General features: G+C 44.6%; 25 protein-coding genes. 17 read left to right on the forward strand and 8 right to left on the reverse strand.

Annotation, left to right across the window (positions count from 1 at the left end; genetic code table 11):
• Nucleotides 1-49 precede the first annotated feature (49 nt).
• Complete coding sequence (locus JGK36_RS14195; RefSeq protein WP_293185047.1) at nt 50-196, forward strand: photosystem I protein PsaX; 147 nt, start codon at nt 50-52, stop codon at nt 194-196.
• 241 nt (nt 197-437) lie between these two features.
• On the opposite strand, the gene JGK36_RS14200 is transcribed toward JGK36_RS14195, so the two are convergent.
• On the reverse strand, nt 438-803 hold the full coding sequence (locus JGK36_RS14200) for a hypothetical protein (protein WP_293196721.1): 366 nt from the start codon (nt 801-803) through the stop codon (nt 438-440).
• 78 nt (nt 804-881) lie between these two features.
• Here JGK36_RS14200 and JGK36_RS14205 point away from each other — a divergent pair, with 78 nt between their 5' ends.
• On the forward strand, nt 882-1,472 hold the full coding sequence (locus tag JGK36_RS14205; protein WP_293196722.1) for a DJ-1/PfpI family protein: 591 nt from the start codon (nt 882-884) through the stop codon (nt 1,470-1,472).
• Nucleotides 1,473-1,698: 226 nt separating this feature from the next.
• Here the strand turns inward: JGK36_RS14205 and JGK36_RS14210 are convergent, their stop codons facing one another.
• Nucleotides 1,699-2,589 carry a carbohydrate ABC transporter permease gene (locus JGK36_RS14210; RefSeq protein ID WP_293190406.1) on the reverse strand — a complete coding sequence of 297 codons (891 nt, stop codon included), beginning with the start codon at nt 2,587-2,589 and terminating at the stop codon, nt 1,699-1,701.
• A gap of 59 nt (nt 2,590-2,648) precedes the next feature.
• Between JGK36_RS14210 and JGK36_RS14215 the strand changes: the two genes are divergently transcribed.
• From JGK36_RS14215 to JGK36_RS14225, 3 genes are all read left to right on the forward strand, one after another.
• Nucleotides 2,649-3,233 (forward strand): GNAT family protein, encoded by a 585-nt coding sequence (locus tag JGK36_RS14215; protein ID WP_293185041.1) that lies wholly within the window; start codon nt 2,649-2,651, stop codon nt 3,231-3,233.
• 278 nt (nt 3,234-3,511) lie between these two features.
• Nucleotides 3,512-4,174 carry a phosphoribosylglycinamide formyltransferase gene (gene purN / locus JGK36_RS14220; protein ID WP_293185039.1) on the forward strand — a complete coding sequence of 221 codons (663 nt, stop codon included), beginning with the start codon at nt 3,512-3,514 and terminating at the stop codon, nt 4,172-4,174.
• Nucleotides 4,175-4,299: 125 nt separating this feature from the next.
• On the forward strand, nt 4,300-5,409 hold the full coding sequence (locus JGK36_RS14225) for a bifunctional 2-polyprenyl-6-hydroxyphenol methylase/3-demethylubiquinol 3-O-methyltransferase UbiG (RefSeq protein WP_293185037.1): 1,110 nt from the start codon (nt 4,300-4,302) through the stop codon (nt 5,407-5,409).
• Nucleotides 5,410-5,545: 136 nt separating this feature from the next.
• On the opposite strand, the gene rlmN is transcribed toward JGK36_RS14225, so the two are convergent.
• Together rlmN and JGK36_RS14235 are read right to left on the reverse strand one after the other, a co-directional pair.
• A complete protein-coding gene (rlmN, locus tag JGK36_RS14230) occupies nt 5,546-6,655 on the reverse strand; it encodes a 23S rRNA (adenine(2503)-C(2))-methyltransferase RlmN (RefSeq protein ID WP_293185035.1) in 1,110 nt (369 codons plus the stop codon).
• 111 nt (nt 6,656-6,766) lie between these two features.
• Complete coding sequence (locus JGK36_RS14235; protein WP_293185034.1) at nt 6,767-7,834, reverse strand: acyltransferase; 1,068 nt, start codon at nt 7,832-7,834, stop codon at nt 6,767-6,769.
• Between the two features lie 417 nt (nt 7,835-8,251).
• Between JGK36_RS14235 and lgt the strand changes: the two genes are divergently transcribed.
• The 3 genes from lgt to JGK36_RS14250 all read left to right on the forward strand — a co-directional run bounded on the left by lgt (nt 8,252) and on the right by JGK36_RS14250 (nt 11,098).
• Nucleotides 8,252-9,145 carry a prolipoprotein diacylglyceryl transferase gene (lgt, locus tag JGK36_RS14240; RefSeq protein ID WP_293185033.1) on the forward strand — a complete coding sequence of 298 codons (894 nt, stop codon included), beginning with the start codon at nt 8,252-8,254 and terminating at the stop codon, nt 9,143-9,145.
• 120 nt (nt 9,146-9,265) lie between these two features.
• Complete coding sequence (gene cobM / locus JGK36_RS14245) at nt 9,266-10,045, forward strand: precorrin-4 C(11)-methyltransferase (RefSeq protein ID WP_293185032.1); 780 nt, start codon at nt 9,266-9,268, stop codon at nt 10,043-10,045.
• 174 nt (nt 10,046-10,219) lie between these two features.
• Nucleotides 10,220-11,098 carry a dienelactone hydrolase family protein gene (locus JGK36_RS14250; protein WP_367120250.1) on the forward strand — a complete coding sequence of 293 codons (879 nt, stop codon included), beginning with the start codon at nt 10,220-10,222 and terminating at the stop codon, nt 11,096-11,098.
• Between the two features lie 66 nt (nt 11,099-11,164).
• Here JGK36_RS14250 and JGK36_RS14255 read toward each other — a convergent pair whose 3' ends face one another.
• Complete coding sequence (locus JGK36_RS14255) at nt 11,165-12,364, reverse strand: glycosyltransferase family 87 protein (protein ID WP_293185030.1); 1,200 nt, start codon at nt 12,362-12,364, stop codon at nt 11,165-11,167.
• 286 nt (nt 12,365-12,650) lie between these two features.
• Here JGK36_RS14255 and JGK36_RS14260 point away from each other — a divergent pair, with 286 nt between their 5' ends.
• Complete coding sequence (locus tag JGK36_RS14260; RefSeq protein ID WP_293149208.1) at nt 12,651-13,133, forward strand: flavin reductase family protein; 483 nt, start codon at nt 12,651-12,653, stop codon at nt 13,131-13,133.
• Nucleotides 13,134-13,175: 42 nt separating this feature from the next.
• Here JGK36_RS14260 and JGK36_RS14265 read toward each other — a convergent pair whose 3' ends face one another.
• Nucleotides 13,176-13,712, reverse strand: a complete 537-nt coding sequence (locus JGK36_RS14265; RefSeq protein ID WP_293185029.1) for a peptidase C15 — start codon at nt 13,710-13,712, stop codon at nt 13,176-13,178.
• A 157-nt stretch (nt 13,713-13,869) separates the two neighbouring features.
• On the opposite strand from JGK36_RS14265, the gene hisH reads away from it, so the two are divergent.
• A complete protein-coding gene (hisH, locus tag JGK36_RS14270) occupies nt 13,870-14,505 on the forward strand; it encodes an imidazole glycerol phosphate synthase subunit HisH (RefSeq protein WP_293185028.1) in 636 nt (211 codons plus the stop codon).
• 584 nt (nt 14,506-15,089) lie between these two features.
• Here hisH and JGK36_RS14275 read toward each other — a convergent pair.
• Nucleotides 15,090-16,412, reverse strand: coding sequence for an NB-ARC domain-containing protein (locus tag JGK36_RS14275; RefSeq protein WP_293196724.1), 1,323 nt, complete (start codon nt 16,410-16,412; stop codon nt 15,090-15,092).
• A 349-nt stretch (nt 16,413-16,761) separates the two neighbouring features.
• Between JGK36_RS14275 and JGK36_RS14280 the strand changes: the two genes are divergently transcribed.
• Nucleotides 16,762-17,223, forward strand: coding sequence for a CHAP domain-containing protein (locus JGK36_RS14280; RefSeq protein ID WP_293182636.1), 462 nt, complete (start codon nt 16,762-16,764; stop codon nt 17,221-17,223).
• Nucleotides 17,224-17,539: 316 nt separating this feature from the next.
• Entirely contained in the window at nt 17,540-17,986 is a 447-nt protein-coding gene (locus JGK36_RS14285) for a hypothetical protein (RefSeq protein ID WP_293182634.1), read from the forward strand.
• Between the two features lie 77 nt (nt 17,987-18,063).
• Here JGK36_RS14285 and JGK36_RS14290 read toward each other — a convergent pair whose 3' ends face one another.
• Complete coding sequence (locus tag JGK36_RS14290) at nt 18,064-18,195, reverse strand: hypothetical protein (RefSeq protein ID WP_293200978.1); 132 nt, start codon at nt 18,193-18,195, stop codon at nt 18,064-18,066.
• A gap of 80 nt (nt 18,196-18,275) precedes the next feature.
• Between JGK36_RS14290 and JGK36_RS14295 the strand changes: the two genes are divergently transcribed.
• The 5 genes from JGK36_RS14295 to hpsN all read left to right on the forward strand — a co-directional run bounded on the left by JGK36_RS14295 (nt 18,276) and on the right by hpsN (nt 24,121).
• Complete coding sequence (locus tag JGK36_RS14295; protein WP_293182630.1) at nt 18,276-18,419, forward strand: hypothetical protein; 144 nt, start codon at nt 18,276-18,278, stop codon at nt 18,417-18,419.
• Nucleotides 18,420-18,679: 260 nt separating this feature from the next.
• The gene (gene rsmD, locus JGK36_RS14300; RefSeq protein WP_293182628.1) at nt 18,680-19,222 is read left to right on the forward strand and encodes a 16S rRNA (guanine(966)-N(2))-methyltransferase RsmD; all 543 of its coding nucleotides are present in this window, start codon (nt 18,680-18,682) and stop codon (nt 19,220-19,222) included.
• A gap of 379 nt (nt 19,223-19,601) precedes the next feature.
• Entirely contained in the window at nt 19,602-21,062 is a 1,461-nt protein-coding gene (gene glmM / locus JGK36_RS14305) for a phosphoglucosamine mutase (RefSeq protein WP_293182640.1), read from the forward strand.
• A 368-nt stretch (nt 21,063-21,430) separates the two neighbouring features.
• The gene (locus tag JGK36_RS14310; RefSeq protein ID WP_293182626.1) at nt 21,431-23,128 is read left to right on the forward strand and encodes a glycosyltransferase family 39 protein; all 1,698 of its coding nucleotides are present in this window, start codon (nt 21,431-21,433) and stop codon (nt 23,126-23,128) included.
• Between the two features lie 18 nt (nt 23,129-23,146).
• Nucleotides 23,147-24,121 carry a hormogonium polysaccharide biosynthesis glycosyltransferase HpsN gene (gene hpsN, locus JGK36_RS14315; RefSeq protein WP_293182624.1) on the forward strand — a complete coding sequence of 325 codons (975 nt, stop codon included), beginning with the start codon at nt 23,147-23,149 and terminating at the stop codon, nt 24,119-24,121.
• Nucleotides 24,122-24,202: the final 81 nt, after the last annotated feature.

Below are 24,202 nucleotides of genomic sequence, written 5' to 3' on the forward strand. Positions count from 1 at the left end.
CTCTCTGCTATTTGTGAATACAGTGACTTGTGAATTAGGAGCTTGAATTATGGCAGACATAGCAAAGAACCAATTAAAATCCGACTCCGTGATGAAAACGGGCAAATTCCCTTACACCTTTCGCGCAGCCTGGTTTTTGGGTCTGTTAGGTATCAATTTGCTGGTTGCAGCCTATTATTTCCATATCATTGAATAGTTCTGCAAGTTGACTTTTAGCAGACCCTGCTTTTGGGAACCTCAAAGTCGGAGAGGGGGAGAGAGGGAGAGGGGGAGATGGGGAGAGTGGGAGAGTGGGAGAGTGGGAGACTTTTTCCTTCTTACTACTTACCTTTTCTTTCTTGCTACTTACTTTTTCCTTCTTCCTTCTGAGTATTTCCCTCTTCCTTCTAAGTATTTCCCTCTTCCTTCTTCCTTCTTCCCTCTTCCTTCTTCCTTCTCTAAGGATTTCTTGATGCTTCTAACTTAGACAAGCGCTCTTGAATTTTGAGCACATCCTGCTTAGTTTCAATTGCCAAAGTTGCTAAATTGTCAAACATCGGGTCTCCCGAAAGCATTCTAGAATTTGTCCTGCCCGAACCTGGGCGGTTCGGAGACTGAGGCCGATTAACTCTAGAACCTTGAGACTGCAAACTGTTGATTTGTCCGCGGAGTTCAGCAATTTGACTTTCTAATTGAGTAATCCGAAACTCTAATTGACTGGTCAATTGAGCCGGGGTAAAAATTGGCGAAATAGTAATTGCTAACGCGCAAACAAGACACAAAAAACCGATTTTTAGGGCGCGATGGCGAAGATTTTTCGGCATAGCTTTAATGATTTAAATCATAGCATTTATACTCTAACAAATCGCTGCTATTTTTGACCTCTATCAGAAGTATGTGTTATGCCAACTAGGAACGTAGTTATTTTCATGTTCGATGATGTCGAGGTACTGGACTTTGCCGGGCCTTTTGAAGTGTTTTCGGTGACATCAGAATTAAATAAGGATTCACGACCTTTTGCAGTCTCTACCGTAGCCGAAAATCCCGGTGCAGTCAGCGCGCGCAACGGTTTGAGCGTAAATCCCCATTGTACTTTTTCCGATTGTCCGCCACCCGATATTTTAATTGTACCGGGAGGACTAGGCACGAGAAAGTTAATCGATAATTCAGCCGTGATTAACTGGATAAAAGATTGTTCGCAAACAGCAGAATTAGTCCTGTCTGTCTGTACGGGTTCCCTGCTGTTGGCAAAAGCTGGCTTGTTGGAAGGTTTGGCCGCAACTACACACCATGGGGCATTGGATTTGTTGAGAGAATTAGCTCCGAATACAACTGTTGTTGAAAATCAGCGATTTGTCGATAACGGCAAAATCATTACATCTGGGGGAATTGCTGCGGGAATTGATATGTCTTTGCACGTTGTCGGCAAGCTTTTGGGAACAGCGCAAGCCGCACAAACAGCAGATCATATGGAATATACAATTAATAATTGATAATTGGGAATGGAGTATAAAAATTAGGTACGTTGTTGGGCTTTAGCCCTCTTTATATATACGTCGAAAGAGGGCTAAAGCCCAACAACGTACCTTTGTGTGTAGTTGGGCTTGAGCCTCCTTTATATATACGTCGAAAGAGGGCTAAAGCCCAACAACGTACCTTTGTGTGTAGTTGGGATGCGAACCCTCTTAATTTGACACTAATAGCTGTGTCCCTAGCTCATTAAGAATCTTCGCCCCAAACTCGAAGCTGAACATAAACTAATATCAAAGCTATCGCCATCAGAAAAGTTGCTGCTGCGGCTGCATAGCCAAAATCGAATTGGGAAAAAGCTTGCTCGTAAATATAATAAACTAGCAAATTAGTAGAGTTCAAAGGGCCGCCGCCGGTGATGACATAGACTTGCTCGAAACTGCGTAGAGTAAAAATAGCTGTAGTAATGGTAGCAAATACTAAAGTCGGCCGCAAACCGGGTAAAGTGATGTGCCAAAATTGCTGCCAACCATTAGCTCCATCCAATTCTGCTGCTTCGTAACGATTTACCGGAATTGCTTGCAATCCTGCTAAAAATACTACCATATTAAAGCCTAATTGTTTCCAAACAGTGAGCAGAATTATGACTGGCATTGCCCAAACTGTGCTGCTGAGCCAAGGAATTGGATTTAAGCCGATCGCCCTTAGCATATCATTCACCGGGCCTTCGGTCTGAAACAACCACCGCCAACCCAAGCCAACAGCCACTAGAGAGGTAATCGAAGGGATAAAATAAGCAGTGCGGAGAGCTCCTCGCCAAGCAAACGAGCGATTTAGCAAAACTGCCAAACCCAACGGAATTATTAAACTAGGAATGACTGTCGCGGTTGTAAAATAGATCGTGTTTTGGAGAACTTGCCAAAAATCCGGATTTGTGAGCAGGCGCGAGTAGTTATTGGCGCCAATCAAACGCACTCCCGACTGGGTAAAGCTGCCTCTGGTAAAGCTAAGGTAGAATAAATAGGCGATCGGCCAAATCAAAAAAGTACCCAGAAACAGTAAAGCTGGGGCCAGAAATGTCCAAGCTGCGATCGACTCATTGTCCAACCAGTTAAAACGCCCAGATTTTATCGGAACCATTGGCTTGTAAATTTTAGCTTTTAGTTTTAAATGGTATCACAATATAGGTCAATGTCAAAATGAAATTGCTCGATATATTAGCAAATATACCCACTATAGAAACTGAAAGGCTCCTGCTCCGAAAAATCACTTTAAATGATGCCAGCGATATGTTTGAGTATGCTTCCAACCCGGAAGTCTCCGAATACACAATGTGGTCAACCCACACCTCCATCGAAGACACTAAATACTTTCTTAAGTCTCTGACAAAAATGTACAAAAGAAAAGAGCTTGTAGATTGGGGAATTGTCCACAAAGCCGAGAAAAAGTTTATCGGGACTTGCGGATATGTGGAATGGAGCATGACGCACAGCCGCGCGGAAATTGGCTATGCACTTTCTGCGAGATATTGGAGAGAAGGATACATGAGCGAGGCTGTCAATGCAATTATTGAATTTGGCTTTCGGGAGATGTTGCTAAATCGAATTGTGGGTAGATGTGAAGTTAACAATATTGCTTCGGCGAGGGTGATGGAAAAAGTGGGGATGCAGTTGGAAGGGATTTTGCGACAGCAGCTATTTGTCAAAGGCAGATATTGGGATCTGAAAATTTATTCGCTTCTGAGGGAAGAGTTTTTTAATGGTATTGTTGTAGAATCTGATTGAATGTTTTTCAGGCTATTTAAACAGTTGACAGTTGACAGTTGACAGTTGATAACAATTTTTTATGAGGCTGCTCCCAAATCCGATCCCCCCCTAACCCCCCTTAATAAGGGGGGGGACAAGATTTTTCTCAAAGTCCCCCTTCTTAAGGGGGATTTAGGGGGATCCGATTCTATGCAACTTCACATTAAATTGGTATGACAGTTAACCAACAACCAACAACCAACAACCAACAACCAATAACCAATAACCAATAACCAATAACCAATAACCAATAACTTATGACGGTTAACCCAGTATCTACTAATTCCACTGCCAGCCTGATTTCTCCTGAGATTGGCTTTCCGGCGATCGATCCGACTCATCCACCGTTAAAACTAGGAGTTTTAGCCTCTGGTAGCGGTAGCAACTTCGAGGTAATTGCCGAAGCCATCCAACAGGGACAACTCAACGCTAAAATCCCAGTGTTAATTTACAACAATCCCGAAGCTAAAGCTGTCGCCAGAGCGGAAAAATACGGCATTCCCTCGATTTTGCTCAATCACCGCGATTGCAAAAGCCGCGAAGAATTAGATACAAAAATTGTTAAAACTTTTCAATCCCATGATGTAGAATGGGTGGTGATGGCGGGTTGGATGCGAATTGTTACCAAAGTTTTGCTTGATGCTTTTGCAGACAAAGTTATTAACATTCACCCCAGTTTGCTGCCGAGTTTCCCAGGCATTCGCGCCGTTGAGCAAGCACTCGCCGCTAAGGTGAAAATAACGGGATGTACGGTGCACATCGCTCATTTGGAAGTAGACAGCGGGCCGATTTTAATGCAGGCTGCGGTGCCGGTATTGCCTGATGATACGCCAGAAACGCTGCACGCGAGAATTCAGGTGCAAGAGCATAAAATTATGTTAGGCGCGATCGCACTTATTGCCGATCGACCTCCTGTTTAATGTCTGAATCTTGGCAGCAGACAATTATACCAAATTTCGCCACCGAGAGCAACCACCGAGGTTATGATTGTCCGTAATGTCGATCGCACTTTTCCGCAAATTGCGCGGTTATCATCGAAAACATTGTGACTAAAAACCCTACCAGTGCCGCATCTTCCCCAGAATTGCCTGTCAGCGACTCGCCCGAAACTGGCCCGCCGCTGACTGATTCTAATAGCCTGAAATTAATTCTCAAAGAAAGACTCAAAAAGAACATCGGCATCAAGGGAGAATTTTATCTACCTTGTTTGCCATCAATGCTAGACGACTATCTAAAATTACTCTCAGACTTCTTAAAAGTTCTCGGACAAAACCTCGACGCTGCCCAAACCGAAAATTTGCGAACATTAATCGCTAACGCCTTAACAGAAGGATTCAAAAATTCTCCCCACGCTAATCTCATCGTCTCATACTTTCCCGCCAATCCCCAAACTGGCTTAGGCGGCGGGATTACTCTGAATACCAAGATTCAAGTCGAATCGATGGCCCAGAAATATCATACCTGGCCGGATATTCGCCCCGAACCTTTATTTGGCAGCCATCCCGATGCTAAAGTCATGGCAATTGTCGCCGAATTAGGGGAACCGGGTAAAGCAGCTATTTTAGATGTCGGTGCGGGCCCAGGGCGCAATAGTCTGCCTTTAGCTAGGTTAGGACATTCCGTGGATGCGATCGAGCTAACGCCGATATTTGCCGAAAAACTCTCAGCAGCAGCCACCGCCGAAAAGTTGCCGATTCATGTCATCCAAGGCGACGTTTTAGATCCTTTATTGAGGATGAAAACCTATCGGTACAAATTAGCGATTGCTACCGAAGTTCTCTCGCACTTCCGCTATCCCGAACAAATCCGCTTATTTCTCGGCAAAATGTCCGATGCTGTGTTAAGTGGCGGGTTTATCTTGTTCAGCACTTTCTTAGCTGTCGAGGGCTATGAACCAGATGAGATGGCAAAACAAATGTCAGAATTGTGTTGGTCTTATTTAATTACCAGACAAGAATTGGAAGCAGCTATCGAGGGTTTACCGTTAGAAATTATTGCCGATGAATCGGTGATTGAATACGAACAAAAACATTTGCCTGATTCTGCGTGGCCGCCGACGCCTTGGTTTGTCAGTTGGGCGAGTGGGCGCGATTTATTTCCGGTGCAAGAAACGCCGCCGTTGGAGTTGCGGTGGATACTGGTTAAACGCTTGTAGAGTGTGTTGTAATATCATGTCATCTCGCACAAACACAATCAAAAACGTTCGTAGTGAGGACTTTAGTCCGCATCAAATGAGAGAGGACTAAAGTCCTCACTACGAACCAATTTTACCTAACAGTAAAAATCTACTATTAAACCTCGGAGGCCCGCAATTGTCCGCAGGCGGCATCTGCTTCTAAACCACGAGAATATCGCACGCTAACTGCAATTTTCTTTTCCTTCAAAACCGTCACAAAATTGTTAATTCGATTGGGAGTTGGCCGCTGATATTCAGCTTCTTGAATCGGATTGTAAGGAATCAAATTGACGTGACACTGAAAGCCGCGCAACTGACTTGCTAACTCGGCGGCGTGTTCCGGTAAATCATTCACATTAGCTAAGAGTACGTATTCAAAGCTTAACCTACGTCCAGTCGATCGCACATATTCGCGGCATTCTGCCATTAACTCACCCAAAGGATAAGGGTGGGCGCTGGGAATCAACTCTTCGCGCAGTCTTTGATTGGAGGCGTGGAGGCTGACGGCGAGGGTAACTTGCAGTTGATGTTCAGCTAGTTGGGTGATGCGATTGCGGATTCCGACTGTGGAAATGGTGATGTTTCGCTGTCCAATTCCTACGTCTTGATTCAAACACTTGACAGCAGCTACGACATTATCGAAATTTAGCAGGGGTTCGCCCATCCCCATAAATACGATGTGGCTGACTCGGCGGCCGAAATCTTGCTGTACTGTCAAGACTTGATCGACGATTTCGTGTTTTTCTAAGTTGCGCTTGAAACCGCCTTTACCCGTGGCGCAAAAGTCGCAGCCCATCGCGCAGCCAACTTGGGCTGAGACGCACACTGTCAGCCGTTTTTCGGTGGGAATGCCGACGGTTTCAATGATTTGACCGTCTGCTAATTTTAGGAGATACTTTACGGTGGAGTCTGGTGCGACCGATCGCAAATGAATAGTCGATCGCCCGATCGGAATTTTAGCAACAGTCTCGCGCCATTGTTTCGAGAATACAGAAATGTCAGAGATCGATCGCGCCCCTTTCTCATAAATCCACTGATACAACTGTTTCCCGCGATAAGCCGGTTGTCCCTGCTGCTGTACCCACTCCGTTAACTCAGCCAAATTCGCGCCCAACAACGGCGGAATTTTACCAGACTCAACAGCCAAAGCATCAGTCTTGCGAGACTGATTCGCATCCCTGGAATTACCAGAAGAGTACACCTGAGAAACGGAAGTAGGAGACATAGGTCATCAGAAAATTTAAAACCACCCTCTATATTAAAACTTTTCGACCAAAGCTGCCACCTATCGGTGACGAAATTGGCGAAAATAGACTTGGTAAATTTTTTGTGGCACTTAACTTGATGAGGATGACAACTGCTTGCGTAGCTTTCCGCATGGCATCTCTATATACCTATATATTGCATAGGCTAATATCAAGGAAATCAGCATACTTATCGCTCCTTGCAAAACCACATAAACTTGAGGTAAATAAAGATAAACAGCCTTAATTACAGTATGGTGTACTAAATAAAGCGAGTATGAAAGCAAACCGATAAACCGCATCCAATTCCAATTGAGAATTTGAAATACTCCCCAATCGGGAAAACGGATAGCAGCCATAAAAAGACCATGTAGTGCAATACCTTGAATAGTGTAACGCACTGTACTTTCAAATTCACTAGAATCACATATAAACGATAAAATAATTACAGTAATTCCGGCTGGTAGTACGAAATACTTCCACAGTCTATCAGAGCCATAGGGAGCATCTAATACTGGGTTGCCATTGACCGCTAATGCACAGCCAAACAATATACTATCTATTCTCGTATCTGATAAAAAAATGATGCTATTTTCATCTGCTCCCCTGCCAAACACTAGAACACATCTCCAAATTAGAATAGCTAAGCAAATCCCCCAAATAATTAACATTTGCCTTTGGGGACTCACACGCATTTTGAGTAAACTTATGTAGAGAAAAGGGAAAAGACAGTAGAAGTGTTCCTCCACCGCCAGAGACCAATATACCTGAGTACCAGGAGCTACTCCGGAACCACCAAAAAAAGTTACATAATAGTTATAATAATGGAGAGCCTGGCTTAAAAAAGCTGGTAGTTGTATTTCTCCTTCAAGTACACCTATCCAGGTCAAGATAGATGCTAGGAATAAAATTACATAAAACCCAGGCAAAATTCGCAGAATACGTCGTAAATAAAAATGTTTTAAATTAATGAATTGGTTTTGTTCATATTCACGTCTCAGCAAAGTTGTGATCAAATATCCACTTAAAAAGAAAAACACTGTTACACCAAAGGCCCCAGGGAAAATATTCTCGCCCCCTGCATGAGATAAAAAGACAATGAAAAAAGCAATCGTCCTAATTCCGTCCAAGGAAGGAATGTAAAATTTGGATTTTACCATAATCTTTTTTTAAAGAATATTATTTTTTTGATTAGTGCATACTAACACCCATAGTTTTTTTATGTCAAGCCCGACTGATGCTTACAGCCTATCCCCAGTTTATGAAGTGCAGTATGGAGGGCAGTGCCTTGTCCCAACGGGAATTGCTCGATAAGCGGGTGTACTTCCTAAACCTGCAACCTGCTGTATATTCCTGGAGGCATTGCAAGGTAATTCTGTGATTCTGAGTGTAGCCTTTGAGTCCGTCGTGTCACGTCAACAAGGTTGCAATAACAGAAATCTCGACAACAAAGTTAATTTTCGGCGAAATTCCCCAAATATTGCGTGTAAATGACCGCAGTCACCTAAAATAAACTCTGTAGTTTGTGAAAGGGTATGCAAATTTGACAGCTTTCCACCAAAAATAATTCAACTTTCATGGTGCTAAATATTCTTGCGCTGCCTTTAGGTTTTCAATTCACATCCCCGGGCCCGATTATCTTTCAACTCGGCCCCGTAGCCGTTCGTTGGTACGGGCTGTTGATAGCTTCTGCCGTTTTGATTGGGGTCAGTCTGTCCCAATATTTGGCCGAAAAACGCCGCGTTAACCCGGAATTGCTGGGCGATTTAGCAATTTGGCTGGTTCTGGGCGCTATTCCTTGCGCTAGAATTTATTACGTGGCTTTTGAGTGGCAGCAATACGCCCAGAGACCTGAAGATATTATTGCGATTTGGAAAGGCGGAATTGCCATTCACGGCGCAATTTTGGGCGGCACGATCGCAGCTTTGATTTTTGCGAAAATCCAGCGAGTTTCTTTTTGGCAATTGGCCGATTTGATCGCACCTTCGGCAATTCTTGGTCAGGCGATCGGACGTTGGGGAAATTTCTTTAATTCCGAAGCTTTTGGCAGTCCTACGGATTTGCCCTGGAAACTCTATATTCCGGCAAACAGTCGCCCGATCGCCTATGCTAATTTTGAATACTTCCATCCCACTTTTCTCTACGAATCTCTGTGGAATTTGACAGTATTTGGGTTGCTGCTGACTTTGTTTTTCCGCGATTTGCAGGGCAAAATTAGGTTAAAAACAGGTGCTTTGTTTTTGGTTTACATCGCAGCTTACAGTTGCGGTAGAGTCTGGATTGAAGGGTTGCGAACTGATAGTTTGATGTTCGGGCCGCTGCGGACGGCGCAGATGGTAAGTTTGACTGGGATTGTGTTAGGTTTTGGCGGGTTGGCTTGGCTTTATTTGCTCGATCGACCTTTGCCAGATGTTGTATCAGCCACGGGCGATCGCACAAAGGTTGCTCCCAAATCCCCAGAGGATCAATAAAAAACCCCAGAGACGTTAGTCTCTAGGGTTCAAAACCAGGGTGCATCTACCATCCCTTACTTCCAACCAAAATAGGTGCATCCGGAAACGCCAGTAAATTTCGCAAATTTTTTATCAGCAATGAGTTTGACAGAGATTCAATCCCTAATTCCAGGCGTATACATTGTAGGTGCAGGCCCCGGAGACCCGGATTTGTTGACTGTTAGGGCTCAAAAATTGCTGGCCCAGGCCGATGTCATATTATTTGCCGATTCCCTAGTTCCAAAGCAAATTTTAGAGGGGGTGCGCGCGGATGCTGAAGTTATCCAAACGGCAGATAAGACTCTCGAAGAGATTGTACCTTTGATGGTGGATCGAGTGCGAGCCGGCAAAAGCGTCGTCCGACTGCATTCGGGCGATCCCTGTCTCTACGGCGCAGTCGGCGAACAAATGCACGCTTTGGCTGAAGCGGGAATTGCTTTTGAGGTAATTCCGGGAATTAGCGCTTTCCAACTTGCGGCGGCTAAACTTAAAATTGAGTTGACAGTTCCCGGAGTTGTGCAGACAATTATTTTGACCAGAATTAGCGGCAGAACTGAAGTACCAGAACGTGAAGAATTAGCTGGTTTGGCGGCTCATCAAGCGAGTTTGTGTCTGTATTTGAGCGCGCGCCATGTCGAACAAGCTCAAGCTAAGTTGATGGAATATTACCCGTCTGATTTGCCTGTGGCGATTTGTTATCGGTTGGGCTGGCCTGATGAGAAGATTGTGCTGGTTCCTCTTGACAAAATGGCGATCGCCACTCGCGAACATAATTTGATCAGAACGACGATGTATGTGATTAGTCCGGCTTTGGGAAAAGAGGCCCAAGGGCGATCGCGCTTGTACCATCCAGAGCACGATCGGCTATTTCGTCAGTAGTTATTGGTTATTTGTTATTGGTTATTTGTTATTGGTTATTTGTTATTGGTTATTGGTTATTGGTTGGTTCCTATTCCCTATACCCAATGCCCTATACCCAATGCCCAATGCCCGGCGCGGGCCTTCTTCCCAATAACCAATGCCCCATTCCCAATGCCCAATGCCCCATTCCCAATGCCCAATGCCCTATTCCCTATTCCCTATTCCCCATTACCAATGAAAGATTTAACTCGCAGACAATTTATCACTGTCACCGCATTAACCGCCGGATTTGCATTAGCAGTTCATCCTATTTCTTTGGCAACTATTACCACAGATGCAACGAATTTAGTTGCAGGTGAAGTCAAAATTCCCGTGAAAGACGGGCAGATTCCAGCATACAGGGCAATGCCAGCTAGCGGTAGCAATTTTCCAGTCATTTTAGTGATTCAAGAAATCTTCGGGGTTCACGCGCACATCCAAGATATTTGCCGCCGTTTTGCTAAATTAGGTTATTTGGCGATCGCCCCAGAGATGTTTGCCCGTCAAGGTGATGTTTCTAAAATCACCGACATTCAAGAAATTGTCAGTAAAGTTGTCTCGAAAGTTCCCGACGCTCAAGTCATGTCCGATTTAGATGCTACCGTCGATTGGGCGCAAAAGTCAGCCAAGGGCAATATTGATAAGTTAGGGATTACCGGATTTTGCTGGGGTGGCAGAATTGTTTGGCTGTACGCGGCACACAACCCGAAAGTCAAAGCTGGCGTGGCTTGGTACGGGCGTTTGGCTAGCGATTCTACGCCTTTGACTCCCAAAGGGCCGATCGACCTTGCAGCAACTTTGAAAGTGCCAGTATTGGGGCTTTACGGTGGCAAAGATGACTTAATTCCCAACGATACAGTCGAGAAAATGCAACAACTTCTCAAAACTGGTACCAGCGGTTCCGAAATTGTGCTTTATCCAGATACACCCCACGGTTTTAACGCCGACTATCGCCCCACTTATCGGGAAAAAGAAGCCAATGATGCTTGGAAAAAGCTGCAAGATTGGTTTAAAAAGCACGGAGTTGTTTGAGAGTTTTGAGCAAGGGAGTCGCCAGTGGACAGTTAAAAATATCGTCACTGGTAACTCGACCCAAAATCAAGCAATTTCTTGTTGCAATCCCTCACTCGATTTAGATTTCATGCTGAATAGAACAACACCAACTACTAGAATTAAAACAACAATTGTTCTCCAGTGAATCAAAAAAGGCAAACCCGCTGCTAAAAATATCCGTCTCGGAAAAAAGAGCAGAAAAACTAAGGCAATACTGCCGAGCAAAGCTTTGCGGTTATTGCTGCAATACAGCCACAGCGAAGTCAGAATCGGGAACAAACCTACATAATCGTAAACGTGAGTATATCCCAGAAAGGTGAAGGATATACCCATCAGCAGAGCCAACACATCTTCGCGATTAATTCTATTGCGAAACACCCACAGCACAACCGCTAAAATTACTGCCACAATCTTGATAGCCGGTACCTTCAAGCCTAAAGAAGCGAAAAGACTTTCCATACCAACTTTATCTTGAAACCCCGGTTGATTGAAAGGCAAAGAACTATAGCTGTCTAGAATTCCTTGATGCCATGCTGCCAGCATCCCAACTGGCCCGCCGTACAGCACCAATGGGTAAGCGCTCATAATTATAACCGTTGCCAAGGCTACAGCTAATATTTTCCAGTTCCGTTCTAGCAAAAACCAAATACCCAGCAATAAGCATAGTTGCGGCTTAAAACTGGCTATACCCAAACAGATACCTGCCAATACAAATTTTTGCCGTTGGCTGAAGAACCAAGCAGCCATTGTCCCGGCAAAAGCCATCAAAGAAGTTTGACCCATCCACACAACGTGGGCAGTGAATGGGTTGCCGATAATCATCGCAGCCATCACCAAACTGCCGAGTTGATTTTGACTGTTATTTTGATGTTGGTTGATGGTGCGAACTGTCATCGCAATAATAGCTGCGATTGACAGCAAGTTGAGTAATAGCCAAACGAATTTGGCAACAGGGTAATCGAAAAGACCGACAAACATAAACAATGCGGCTGATTGAGGAGGATAAAAGAAAGCCGCATCTTGAAGCGTGTCAATTTCTTTTATTGTCGCTACACTCTGAGTCAGCATATCGTGGTTGTAGGGATTTAAACCCTTCAGCCAAGCACGCCCAGCAGCGTAAAGTACAGAACCGTCAGCATTTAGCTGGCCATCTCTGCCAATCCCTATTATGCCGAAACAAATTAGAGATAATATACTGACTGCTACAAGACCTAAACCAAAGTTCCGTTTAAACGATTCTGTCATCGAATTATCTCCGGTTTTGTTAACTAATTGAGTGACTGCGTTTAGATTCTAAGATTAATAGCTAAAGTCTTAACATAGTATATAGTTGGTTGTCAAAACATCGGAAAAACTCAATTTAAGTTAATAAAAATAAATATTGTGGCAAGCAGAAAATTTGGTTGTGAAAAAACTAATATTGGCAATCTCAAGATTCTCCGTGTGGCGCATCGCCCTTAAGACAGTTGGGTTTGTGGACGGGACATTGGTAAACTGGGCGGTGTAGAATTATCGATCGACAGGTAAGCCCGTGCTAGACGAACAAGCTAAAAAGACCCTCCTCCGCAAAATCCCTCACGGATTGTACATTTGCGGTGTCAAAGACGGGGAAGAAGTCAACGGTTTCACCGCTAGCTGGGTGATGCAATCTTCCTTTACCCCTCCCTTAGTCGTCAACTGCGTCAAGCAAGACTCCAAATCCCACGCCATGATCAAAGCTAGCGGTGTGTTTGCTTTGAGTTTCCTGGAAGCTGGACAAAAAGAGTTAGCCCAGAAATTCTTCAAGCAGCAGCGCCGCGTTGGCAATAAATTTGAGGATGTAGAATTTTATCTAGGCGCCGAAACCGGTTGTCCGATTATTTCGGATACTCTGGGTTACATTGAGTGCAATGTTGTTGGTGCTGTGGAACACGGAGATCACACGGTTTATGTCGGTGAAGTTATCGGTGCCGGTGTTCATCGCGAGGGCGATCCGTTGCTATTAGAAACGACGGGCTGGAATTACGGCGGTTAACAACTTGGCAATTGGCAATTGGCAATTGGCAATTGGCAATTGTCAGTTGTCAGTTGTCAGTTGACAGTGGTTAATTGTTAGGCGATTGACAATAGATAAAAAATCGCCGACAATTTTGTCAGAATTTTCTAATGTTAAAATTGGCACGTGGACGAAAATACATTTAGCGGGAAGTTGAGCATTGCGAATATGTTTTAAAACTGCGTAATAGAGAGCTTCACAAACATATTTTCCGGCTTCGTAACTGATTTCTGTGGTGCATAAATCAGCGACTAGCGGTTCGAGATTGACTTTTGTTTTCAGAATGTCTGTATCGCAGCAAGCGCAAGATTCTACGGTTAATTTTTCCCGGCTTTCGGCCATGCCGCAGCAGATAATGGTTTCGGGTTGGATTTGGTTGATTTGGGCGATCGCCAAATTCGGCGCTTCCTGAAAATCTACGGGCAGTTTTCTCAAAAAAGTTAGCGAATCAGGCAAAGATTGAATTTGGGAAATTTTGGCTAATAAATCGTCGGAAGAGTTGGATTTCTGATGGGGAAGCCAAGTATCAAATGATGTTAATAAAAATTTTGTTGTCATAAATGATTGGGAATTGGGAATTGGGAATTGGGAATTGGGAATTGGGAATTGGGAATTGGCAGCAACATATAACCAATAACCAATAACTAATAACAACTGACTAATGACTGATTGTATGCAATAATAGCGATATTGATAATATAAGGCAAGTAAGTCAATGTCTGTCATCGCAGTAGTGGACTATGACATGGGCAATCTGCACTCTGTCTGTAAAGGCTTGGAAAATGTGGGTGCAGTGCCAAAAATTACGGATTCTCCTGCTATCATCGAGCAGGCTGATGCGGTGGTTTTGCCGGGAGTGGGTTCCTTCGATCCGGCAATGCAGAATTTACGATCGCGCAATTTGATAGAACCGATAAAAAGTGCGATCGCCTCGGGAAAACCTTTTTTAGGCATTTGTTTGGGTTTGCAAATCCTGTTTGAAAGTTCGGAGGAAGGCGTAGAACCAGGCTTGGGCGTTATTTCGGGCAAAGTCCGCAGGTTTCAGTCGGAACCGGGGCTGACAATTCCGCACATGGGATGGAATCAATTAGAATTTGCTCAGCCGAATCAACCGCTGTGGGAAGGTTTACCCTCCGATCCTTGGGTTTATTTCGTGCATTCTTATTATGTCGATCCGGTTGATTTGAAAGTGCGATCGGCTATGGTGACTCACGGAAGTCAAAATGTGACGGCGGCGATCGCTAAAGATAATCTGATGGCGGTGCAGTTTCACCCGGAAAAGTCTTCGAGTACGGGATTGCATATGCTGTCAAATTTTGTCAGTCTGGTGAGAACAAAAGTTGCTGCTTAGGTAATAGATATCTTGCAAAATGTCTATTAAATCCAGGTACGTAGTTGCGCTTTAGCGCTCTTTTGGGGATATCGGAAAGAGCGCTAAATCCCAAATTACGGACTTCTTAACACAGTCAAAAATATGTTGACTATCAAACGTCGGAAAGAGCGCTGAAGCGCAACTACGTACCTCATACCTCAATTAATTTTAATATTTGCGGGAAGAGCGCTTAAGCGCAACTACATACCTCATACCTCAATTAATTTTAATATTTGCGGGAAGAGCGCTTAAGCGCAACTACGTACCTCATACCTCAATTAATTTTAATATTTGCGGGAAGAGCGCTGAAGCGCAACTACATACCTCATACCTCAATTAATTTTAATATTTGCGGGAAGAGCAATTTTAAGACTTGCCGAAAGAGCGCTTAAGCGCAACTACATACCTCATACCTGAATTAATTTTAAGACTTGCGGAAAGAGCGCTTAAGCGCAACTACATACCTGCTTTTTTTCAAAAGGTGTATAGCAATCCTTAATGATTTGCGATCGCTATCCCAATCCTAAAATTACGATCTCGCAGCATATCGTACCAGCTAATACCTATCGCTCGATCGCATATTTCCTCACCACCGGCTGTAACGTGAAAGCGACATTGCCGCTGACTGTGATTTTCTCAATTAGCGATCGCCATCCCAGAGATTCCAGCGCTTCCATCAAATTCGATGTTTTAACCGGTTCAGAAAGTCCGCGGCGCAATTGAGCTAGATCCATTGGTGCTCCCGCCGTAGCCAACTGCTTGATTACATCTTTTTCTAATACCGAAAGTCGCTGAAATTGCTGCGATAAAATATGGTTAATTTGACCTAAAAATACGGTATTTTCTCTGATAAACTCTGAACTTTTACCATTAAATAACTCTAAAATCATTGCTGAAACAATCCTCAGGGCTAAAGGATGAGCGGCATAACAGTCAATTAATTCGTCCCATTGTTTTTCTTGAATTAAGCCTCTTTCTGTCAGGATTTCCCGCGCGGCCATATTGTCTAAACCTGTGAGTTTATAAGATCGAACGGGACGAGTTTGACCTTCCAACATAGCTATGTCTCTAGATTTTTCCGAACTGGTAAGCAATAAACAGCTTTGATGGTTGGATTCTCCTATTTGTCTGAACAGCCTTTCGTAATCTTCGTAGCCCGATCGATATTTGCCAGCAAAACCGCCCGTATCTAAGATCGTTTCCACGCCGTCAAGCACGATTAAACAGCGGTGCGCTTGCAAATATTCAATCAGAACGGAAATGCCGTCACTGAGGTTTTCTGGCAATTTTTTGCCCTGACAGTCGCAGATAAATTGAATTAAGCCAGCCGCCAAATCTTGACAACTCGGCTGATTCGACAAACTCCGCCAGATGACAAAATCAAACTCGTTTTGAATTTGCTTGGCTAATTGCGCGCAAAGTGCAGTTTTACCAATTCCGCCCATCCCGAAGATCGCAACTAACCGACAGCGATCGCCCGAAATCCAGTTTTTCAAGAAACCCAGTTCTTCCCGGCGACCGAAAAACCCCGAAATATCCGGCAATTCGCTGCAATTTTGCCGGGTTTGAGGAGTGGGCGCGGGCGCGAGATTACCGGAAATATCCCCGGAAGTGCGATCGTCAGATTCGAGTCGCAGTCCAAAACTCGCAAACAAACTCTCCATTTTGGCTGTGTCAGCGGGGGCTCGCCGGTTCAATATATTAGACACCGTATCCGTCGAGACGAAAGACGGAGAATTTCGATTAAGTCCAGGATCGGTTTGTTCAGAGATGGTTTGCAAGCTGGGGCGATCGGTAAATTTGAGATAAATCGCGTCCCAGATTTTCTTCCATCCTTTGTCTGTAAGTATTCTGCCGCGATCGCGCCTTGCTTTGGGTACATTCATTTGGATTTTAGATTTTAGATTTTAGATTTTAGATTTTAAATCGGGCTCTCTGTTAGCACGCGCACTCCGCTTGAGACGGCGGTTGGCGAGGGAAAACCTCGCGAGAGATGGGGTGTACGCCGGAATTAATCGGAATTTGCGATCGACTCAGGAGAAGCCGGAGTTAACTTTCTCGCCCTCTTTAAATTTTATAACGCCTGAAACCCTTTCCGAGCAAAGGCTTGACAAAAATATTTCGACCCATCCTTAACTCCTTGTTTAAGTCCCGTTTCTGGCGAGAAATCCTTTGGCGCTTCTGCGAAAGTATCAACAGTTAAGCAAACAACCGCAAACAAACAAGGAATCAACCATGAAATTATTTACTTCTTCCTCCAAAATTTCTCTAGCTTTGTTAACTGCTTTCGCCGCCGCTAGCACAGTCGTAACTGCGAGTTTATCCAATATCAAACCAGCCGCAGCCGCGCAATTTTGCCAGTGCGTACACTACGCAAACAATCGTTTTCAACTGCGTCCTCCCTATGTTTGGAGTGCCAAAGATTACGGTTCAGTGTTGCAACGTAACGGCTTCCGTCAAGTTGGGCCTCAACCCGGTGCAGTCGTTGTTATGCAGTCTTCATTCCCCGGTGCCGATCGCACTCACGGACACATTGGAGTAGTTGAAAGAGTTAACGGTAACGGGACAATCGCCGTTCGAGGTAGCAACCAAGGAAATCGCGGTTTGTTCGGGGAATTCAACTGCAACAATGTCAACGTTACCCAGTTTGGAACTTCTGTTAACGGCCGCCGCGATGTCTCGTTTTGGGTGCGATGAAATAAATCCTAAGTTTCGGTATTTATCGAGATTCTTAACTCCTTGCTTAACTCCCGATTCTTCCGTAGCCCTTGCTTTTGGCTTGTGGGAAAGTATCAACAGTTAAGCAAGCAGCCACAAACAACCACAAACAAAAAAACCGGAATCAATACGGCAACGCACCCAATTCTCGCCCCATGCCTTAGTTCTCGGCTGCATCTATCTATTCACCAACACTTTAACTTTTAGATTTTAGTTGAATACCCATACTCATCTATGAATTCAATCTAAAATCTAAAATCCAAAATCTAAAATCACTTGACAAGGAAGACAAACCATGATTTTTCAACACCAACTGCAAAAAGGATTCGGAAAACTAGCTATTGTCGGAACGCTGTCTGTAATGGCGATCGGCTCAAGCGCCGAAATGAGTTTAGCAATTCCCCTGAGACCAATTCTCCGCCGCGCTGTTGAAGGCATCTTGGGAATTCCATCTTATCCTCAAAATCTCCCAGAAAATCAACAGCAATTTCCCCAAGGAACTGCTGGTTCTCCTGAAAGTTTTCCCGGAAATGCTGCACCTCAATATCCCGGACAACCTAATGTTGTACCTCAATATCCCGGACAACCCAATCAACAGCCAATTTATCAACAACCAACATATCCACCTGCACCTGGATATCCGCAACCAGGTTATCCGGTTTATCCACAACCTTATCCTGCTCCTGTACCGGCATCTCCTCCGGCGCGGCAAACCCAACCGATGATTATCAACAACTTTTGATAGTTGTTATTCCCTAGGGCAATCCTCGGTGGTTGCCCAAACTTCGGAATCAATTACCAATTACCAATTACTAATTACTAATTCCCAATTCCCAATTCCCAATTCCCAATTCCCAATTCCCAATTCCCAATTCCCAATTCCCAATTCCCAATTCCCAATTCCCAATTCCCAATTCCCACAATTCCCAATTCCCAATTACCAATTCCCAATTACCAATTACTAATTACTAATTCCCAATTACCAATTCCCAATTCCCAATTACTAATTACTAATTACCAATTATAAATTTATGAATACTCCTCCTGTTTCGTTTCCTGTTAAAGTGGTGTTAGTATCACTGGTAGTCAGCAATGCTGTATTATGTGTCAAACAAGCCCAGACACCAGTACCTGAATCTAATCAAGCAGAAAATACTGTTAAGTCTGGGTTTTAAATGATACGATTTTTCCAAAAGAATGGAGCTGCTTTGTCGGCTCCAAATTCCATTTTTGGTCAAATTATAATATAATTTATAAAAATTAGTGGTACTAACCGAGTTGGTAGTTTGTTTCCACTAGCCCGAAGTGTAAGGTGCGTCGCTATGAGATTGTTCATTGAATTTAGGGAGTTTTAATGGCTACGCACCCTACAAATACTTTATTCCTTCTTCCTTCTTCCTTCTTCCTTCTTCCTTCTTCCTTCTTCCTTCTTCTTATGAGTATCAGAATCTACGGAAACCGCCAAATAAAAACTCTGCCGGGACTGGCAACTCGCCCGACTCTGGCGCGAGTGAGAGAGGCTTTATTTAATATTTGGCAAGGGTCGATCGCAGATTGCAAATGGCTCGATATCTGTACCGGCAGCGGTTCGATGGGTGCAGAAGCCTTGTGTCGCGGGGCTTTGAGTGTCACCGGCATCGAACAGTCGGCAAATGCTTGTGCGATTATCCGCGAAAATTGGGAGCAAGTAGCAGACTCTTCGCAAACGTTCCAAATTCTGCGGGGAAATGCGATCGCCAAATTAGCCTCACTATCACCACAGCAATTCGATCGCATTTATTTCGATCCGCCCTACGCCAGCGACTTGTACGAACCTGTGTTGAACGCGATCGCCAGCCAAGAAATGCTAGCACCTGATGGCGAAATCGCGATCGAACACAGCCCGGAGCGATCGACCCAACCGATACCCGGCCTAGAAATTTGCCGCCAAAAAGTATATGGCAACACAGCATTAACCTTCTATACCCGCAGTTGCTGACAAGCGAATTTCACAGGTGGTACCCGCCACGTGATTTATCCGTGGAATCAATCCCAAATCGAAAATCGAAAATCCTCTCTTCCCCCGAATTTATCCGTGGGGTCTCGATTGACAGACTCAAAGGGCATCAGGATCGTCTCAAATCCGTGTGGAAGCGTCCCCAAGAGCGATCGCCACGATCCTCTTGGCGCGCCCCATAAAAGTTTTTCCCTTAGATACCATACAAATTTTTCTGAAGAAGTTAAACTTGCTCCGTAGCTTGTCAAAGCAAGTTTCCTGAGAAATCCTCGAAATAAATTAACTTTACGCTGAAAAAAAGATCTTTCAGTTGTAACATGAACTGCAAAGTGTGAGTGTGAATATTCCTAAAGGAGTGAATATGGTTCAGACACCTTCGCGCCATCGCGGCAGCGAGTTTTCGGCTACTAACTCGGTACAACCAGTCAAACGCGATACGATTTTGCTGGGAAATACCCTCTCCCTACCAAATACAAAACTTTTCGGCACCGACGGAATTCGCGGGAAAGTTGGAGAATTGCTGACTGCACCCCTAGCGCTGCAAGTTGGATTCTGGGCTGGGCAAGTTCTACGCCAAAATGCCCCCAACCAGGGCCCTGTGATTTTGGGACAAGACAGCAGAAATTCCAGCGATATGCTGGCAATGTCACTGTCGGCTGGTTTGACAGCCGCCGGTTTGGAAGTGTGGAATTTGGGCTTGTGTCCCACTCCCTGCGTTGCTTATCTGGCAAGCATTTCGCAGTCTGTGGGCGGAGTGATGATTTCGGCTAGCCACAATCCCCCAGAAGACAATGGGATTAAGTTTTTCGGCCCCAACGGGTCAAAGCTGTCTCAGCATTTACAGGAACAAATCGAAGCGGGAATCCGAGGGGCTAAGGTTGCGGTTGCTAGCTTGGCTTTGGGGCATCACTACCACCGCCCGGAGTTGATTAAAGATTATGCTGATTCTCTCTCAGATTCGCTGCAACAGATGAATTTGCGGGGAATGCGGGTGGTTTTGGATTTGGCTTGGGGGGCTGCTGCTGGTTTGGCGCCGGCGGTGTTTGAGCAAATGGGGGCGGATGTGATCTGTTTGCACAATTCTCCTGATGGATCTCGCATTAATGTTAACTGCGGTTCGACTCATCTCGACAGTTTGCAAGCGGCGGTTTTGGAACACCAGGCTGATTTGGGATTTGCTTTTGACGGTGATGCCGATCGAGTTTTGGGTGTTGACAACAAAGGGCGATCGATTGACGGCGATTACATTCTTTATCTGTGGGGCCAGCAATTGCGCGCCTCCGAACAGTTACCGGATAATTTAATTATTTCTACTGTAATGGCTAACCTGGGCTTCGAGCGAGCTTGGGAAGAATTGGGGGGCAAACTAACTAGAACAAACGTCGGAGATCAGCACGTTCACGCTGAAATGCAGCGCACGGGTGCGATGTTGGGCGGCGAACAGTCGGGGCACATTCTTTGTCCGCATTTCGGTATTAGTGGCGATGGTTTGTTGACAGCTTTGCATATAGCTTCGCTGGTGCGTGAGTCAGGGGAATCTTTGTCACAATTGGTAAGTGACAGTTTCCAAACATATCCGCAGTTGTTGGTAAATGTGCGGGTGGACGATCGCGAAAAACGCTTAAGATGGCACGAGTGCGAACCCATGCAAAAGGCGATCGATCGCGCTAAAACTGCAATGGGAGAACAGGGACGGATTTTGGTTCGCGCTTCTGGCACTGAACCGCTAATCCGAGTTATGGTGGAAGCTGCCAGCGCCGACTTAGCTAACTTCTGGACTGAAAATTTAGTCTTAGCCGTTCAGCAACACATCGCTATCTAACAGTTGACAGTTGACAGTTGACAGTTGACAGTTGGAAGAAGGAAGAAGGAAGAGGGAAGTGTCAACTTGAGTCTGAAATCCTGTGTATCTCTCTAGGTACGTTGTTGGGCTTTAGCCCTCTTTAGGCGTATATCTAAAGAGGGCTAAAGCCCAACAACGTACCTACGGAGGGTTAGGGGGGATCTAGCTCTCGGCGATCGACATTAGGCTAAGACTAAGCTTGAGATTGAGTTGACACCAATGGCAAGAATCCTCTAGTAAAATATAGGGGATATTGAAACCACTTTCTCATGCTTATTCCCTCATCCTTATTACTTATAGACTAAACAACTAACTTCTTCTTTCTTCAATTCCCCATTTCTGATTTTATGAACAGCAAATCAATTAAAAATGGGCGGTTACACCAAACTTGGTTAAAAATTTTAATTGTCGTCATATTAATAACGGGGATATTTTTTAGATTTACAAACCTCGATCGCAAAGTCTACTCCTTCGACGAATCTATCACCTCGCTGCGAATTTCTGGCTACACCTGGACGGAAATGGTACAGCAAGATTTTCAAGGAAAAACAATTACCGTTCAAGATTTGCAGCGGAAATACCAGCAGATAAATCCCGAAAAAAGTTGGTTGGATACAGTTAAAGGTTTAGCTACAGAAGAACCTCAACTACCGCCGCTATATTTTATTTTAGCCCGATTTTGGGTGCAGTGGTTCGGCCCGGAAGTGGCAACTGTCAGAAGTCTTTCAGCTTGGATGAGTTTGTTGATTTTTCCGAGCGTTTATTGGCTGTGCTGGGAATTATTTCGCTCTGCACGTGCGGGATGGATGGCTGTGACAATCATGGCTGTGTCGCCTTTTCACGTCTTGTACGCGCAAGAGGCAAGGCCGTACATGATGTTTGCTGTCCTCGTCTTGCTGTCGAATGCCATTCTGCTGCGGGCGTTAGCGAAGCCCGCCCCTACGGGGGCTGCGCCAACGAAGAGGATCGCCCTACAAAAATCTACCGCCACATTTAAATCTACATTTAAATCTACATTTAAATCTACATCGAAATTGAGCAAAGGCGTTTGGTTGATTTATGCGATCGCCCTAACTGTAGGACTGTATTGTAGTTTATTATTTTTTATAGTAATATTAGCCCACGGTATCTACGTAATTATCACTGAAAATTGGCGTGTTCGCCAAACATTAATTGCTTATTTACTAGCTTCAGCGGCAGCAACACTCATTTTCGCTCCTTGGATTTTCGTATTAGTTGATAACTCGCCCAGAATCGCTGCAACAGTAGGTTTACCCCATCTTTCTCTTTCGGCCCTATCTTCACTTAAACCTTTGATTATTATCACCTGTAGAACTTTTATTGACACCCATTGGGCGGGTGGAATCATCAAATTAGGTTCGAGCAATACTACTGATTCAATCAGACTGATTGTAGCAGTTATATTAATATTAGCGATCGCACATTCAATCTACTTGCTTTGCTACTCAACTCCCAAACGAGTTTGGCTGTTGGTCTTGACAGCGATCGGAATTACAGCGATAGTATTGATAGCAGTGGGAGGCATTGCCGATCGCTATCTAGTTCCCTATCTTTTAGGAATCCAGCTAGCTGTTGCCTACCTCTTTAGCGCTAAAATTACCACCGCCAACAATCCACGACAAAAACTCTGGCAGCTCGGTTTAATAGCCCTAATATCGAGTGAAATAGTTTCTTGTGCCGTCAGCTCACAGTCACAACTTTGGTGGAACAAGTATCCTTCTAGCACTAAATACAATCCCGCAGTAGCGGCGATTGTCAATCAAGCCCAAAAACCTTTAGTGATTTGTCACGGAGGCAACAACCTCACCGGAAAAATACTGTCTGTCAGCTATTTGCTGAAGCCGCAAGTAGAGCTTTTGCTAGCAGTGAAACCCGAGCAAGTTAAAATTCCTGATGGTTTTAGCGATGTATTTCTCTACAGAAGCACCGAGCTATTGCGATTTGAATTAGAACAAGTGCAAAAATATAAAATTACACCAATTTACCCACCGGGCGATGTGTGGCTTTGGCGTTTAGAGAAATAATTAAAGTGGCAACTGCGAATGATGATTTCTGTTGTGATACCTACCTACAACCGCGAGCAACCCCTGCGAGAGACATTGGCTGACGCGATTCGGCAAAATTACCCGAATTTTGAAGTGCTGGTAATCGATCAAACTCGCACTCACGAATCGGAAACTCAAGTTTATTTAGAGGAATTGGCAACTGCGGGGAAAATTCGGTGGTTTCCGGTAGATTGGGCGAGTTTACCGGGAGCTCGAAATTATGCTGTGCGGCGCGCTGTGGGAGAGATTATTTTATTTATTGATGATGATGTACAATTGCCGGATGGTTTTTTAGCCGCTCATGCTGATAATTATTTAGCAAAACCGGATGTGGGATGTGTGGCGGGCAGGGTTTTTGACAGAATGAAACTGGGTAATTCTGGAGGCGATTTGGCGATCGACTTTTTGCCCCCAGAAGCCATGGATCCGGGCATTGCTTGGTATTTTATCGATTTGGTGCATACAGTCAAACCGCAGCAGGTACTCTCGGCTAGAGGCTGCAATATGTCGTTTCGCCGTCAGGTTTTTGCCGAGTGGGGTTTGACGTTTGACGAGCGGTTTGTAGGGAGTGCGGTGCGGGAGGAGTCGGATTTTTGTTTGAGATTGCGATCGACTGGCATGAAAATTTGGTACGATCCCAGTGCTTGTTTAGTTCACTTGGGGGAAGAAAGCGGCGGATGTCACGATGTCAGCACGCGATCGATCGAATATCAAACCACATTTTATCACAACCACTTCCTGATGGGATTGAAAAATTTAACCGTCTTTCAATGCCTGCGATTTTTTGCCAAACTCTTTGACTGCCACGTTTTGGGGCATCCACCTTGTCATAAAAGCCGATCGCCCCTAAAAATTATCACTAGATTTGCTTTTTATATCCTCGGTTTTATCAGTGCCCTCATAACACTCATCAAATCGCTCTGGAATGACGGACAAATTTACACAAATCAAGACAAAATCAACCCTAAATAATTTATGAATTAATTCGCAATGCCCGATGCCCGATGCCCAATGCCCCATTCCCAATGCCCCATTCCCAATGCCCCATTCCCC

It is taken from the genome of Microcoleus sp. PH2017_35_SFW_U_B (assembly GCF_020737865.1).
Taxonomy (GTDB): Bacteria; Cyanobacteriota; Cyanobacteriia; order Cyanobacteriales; family Microcoleaceae; genus Microcoleus.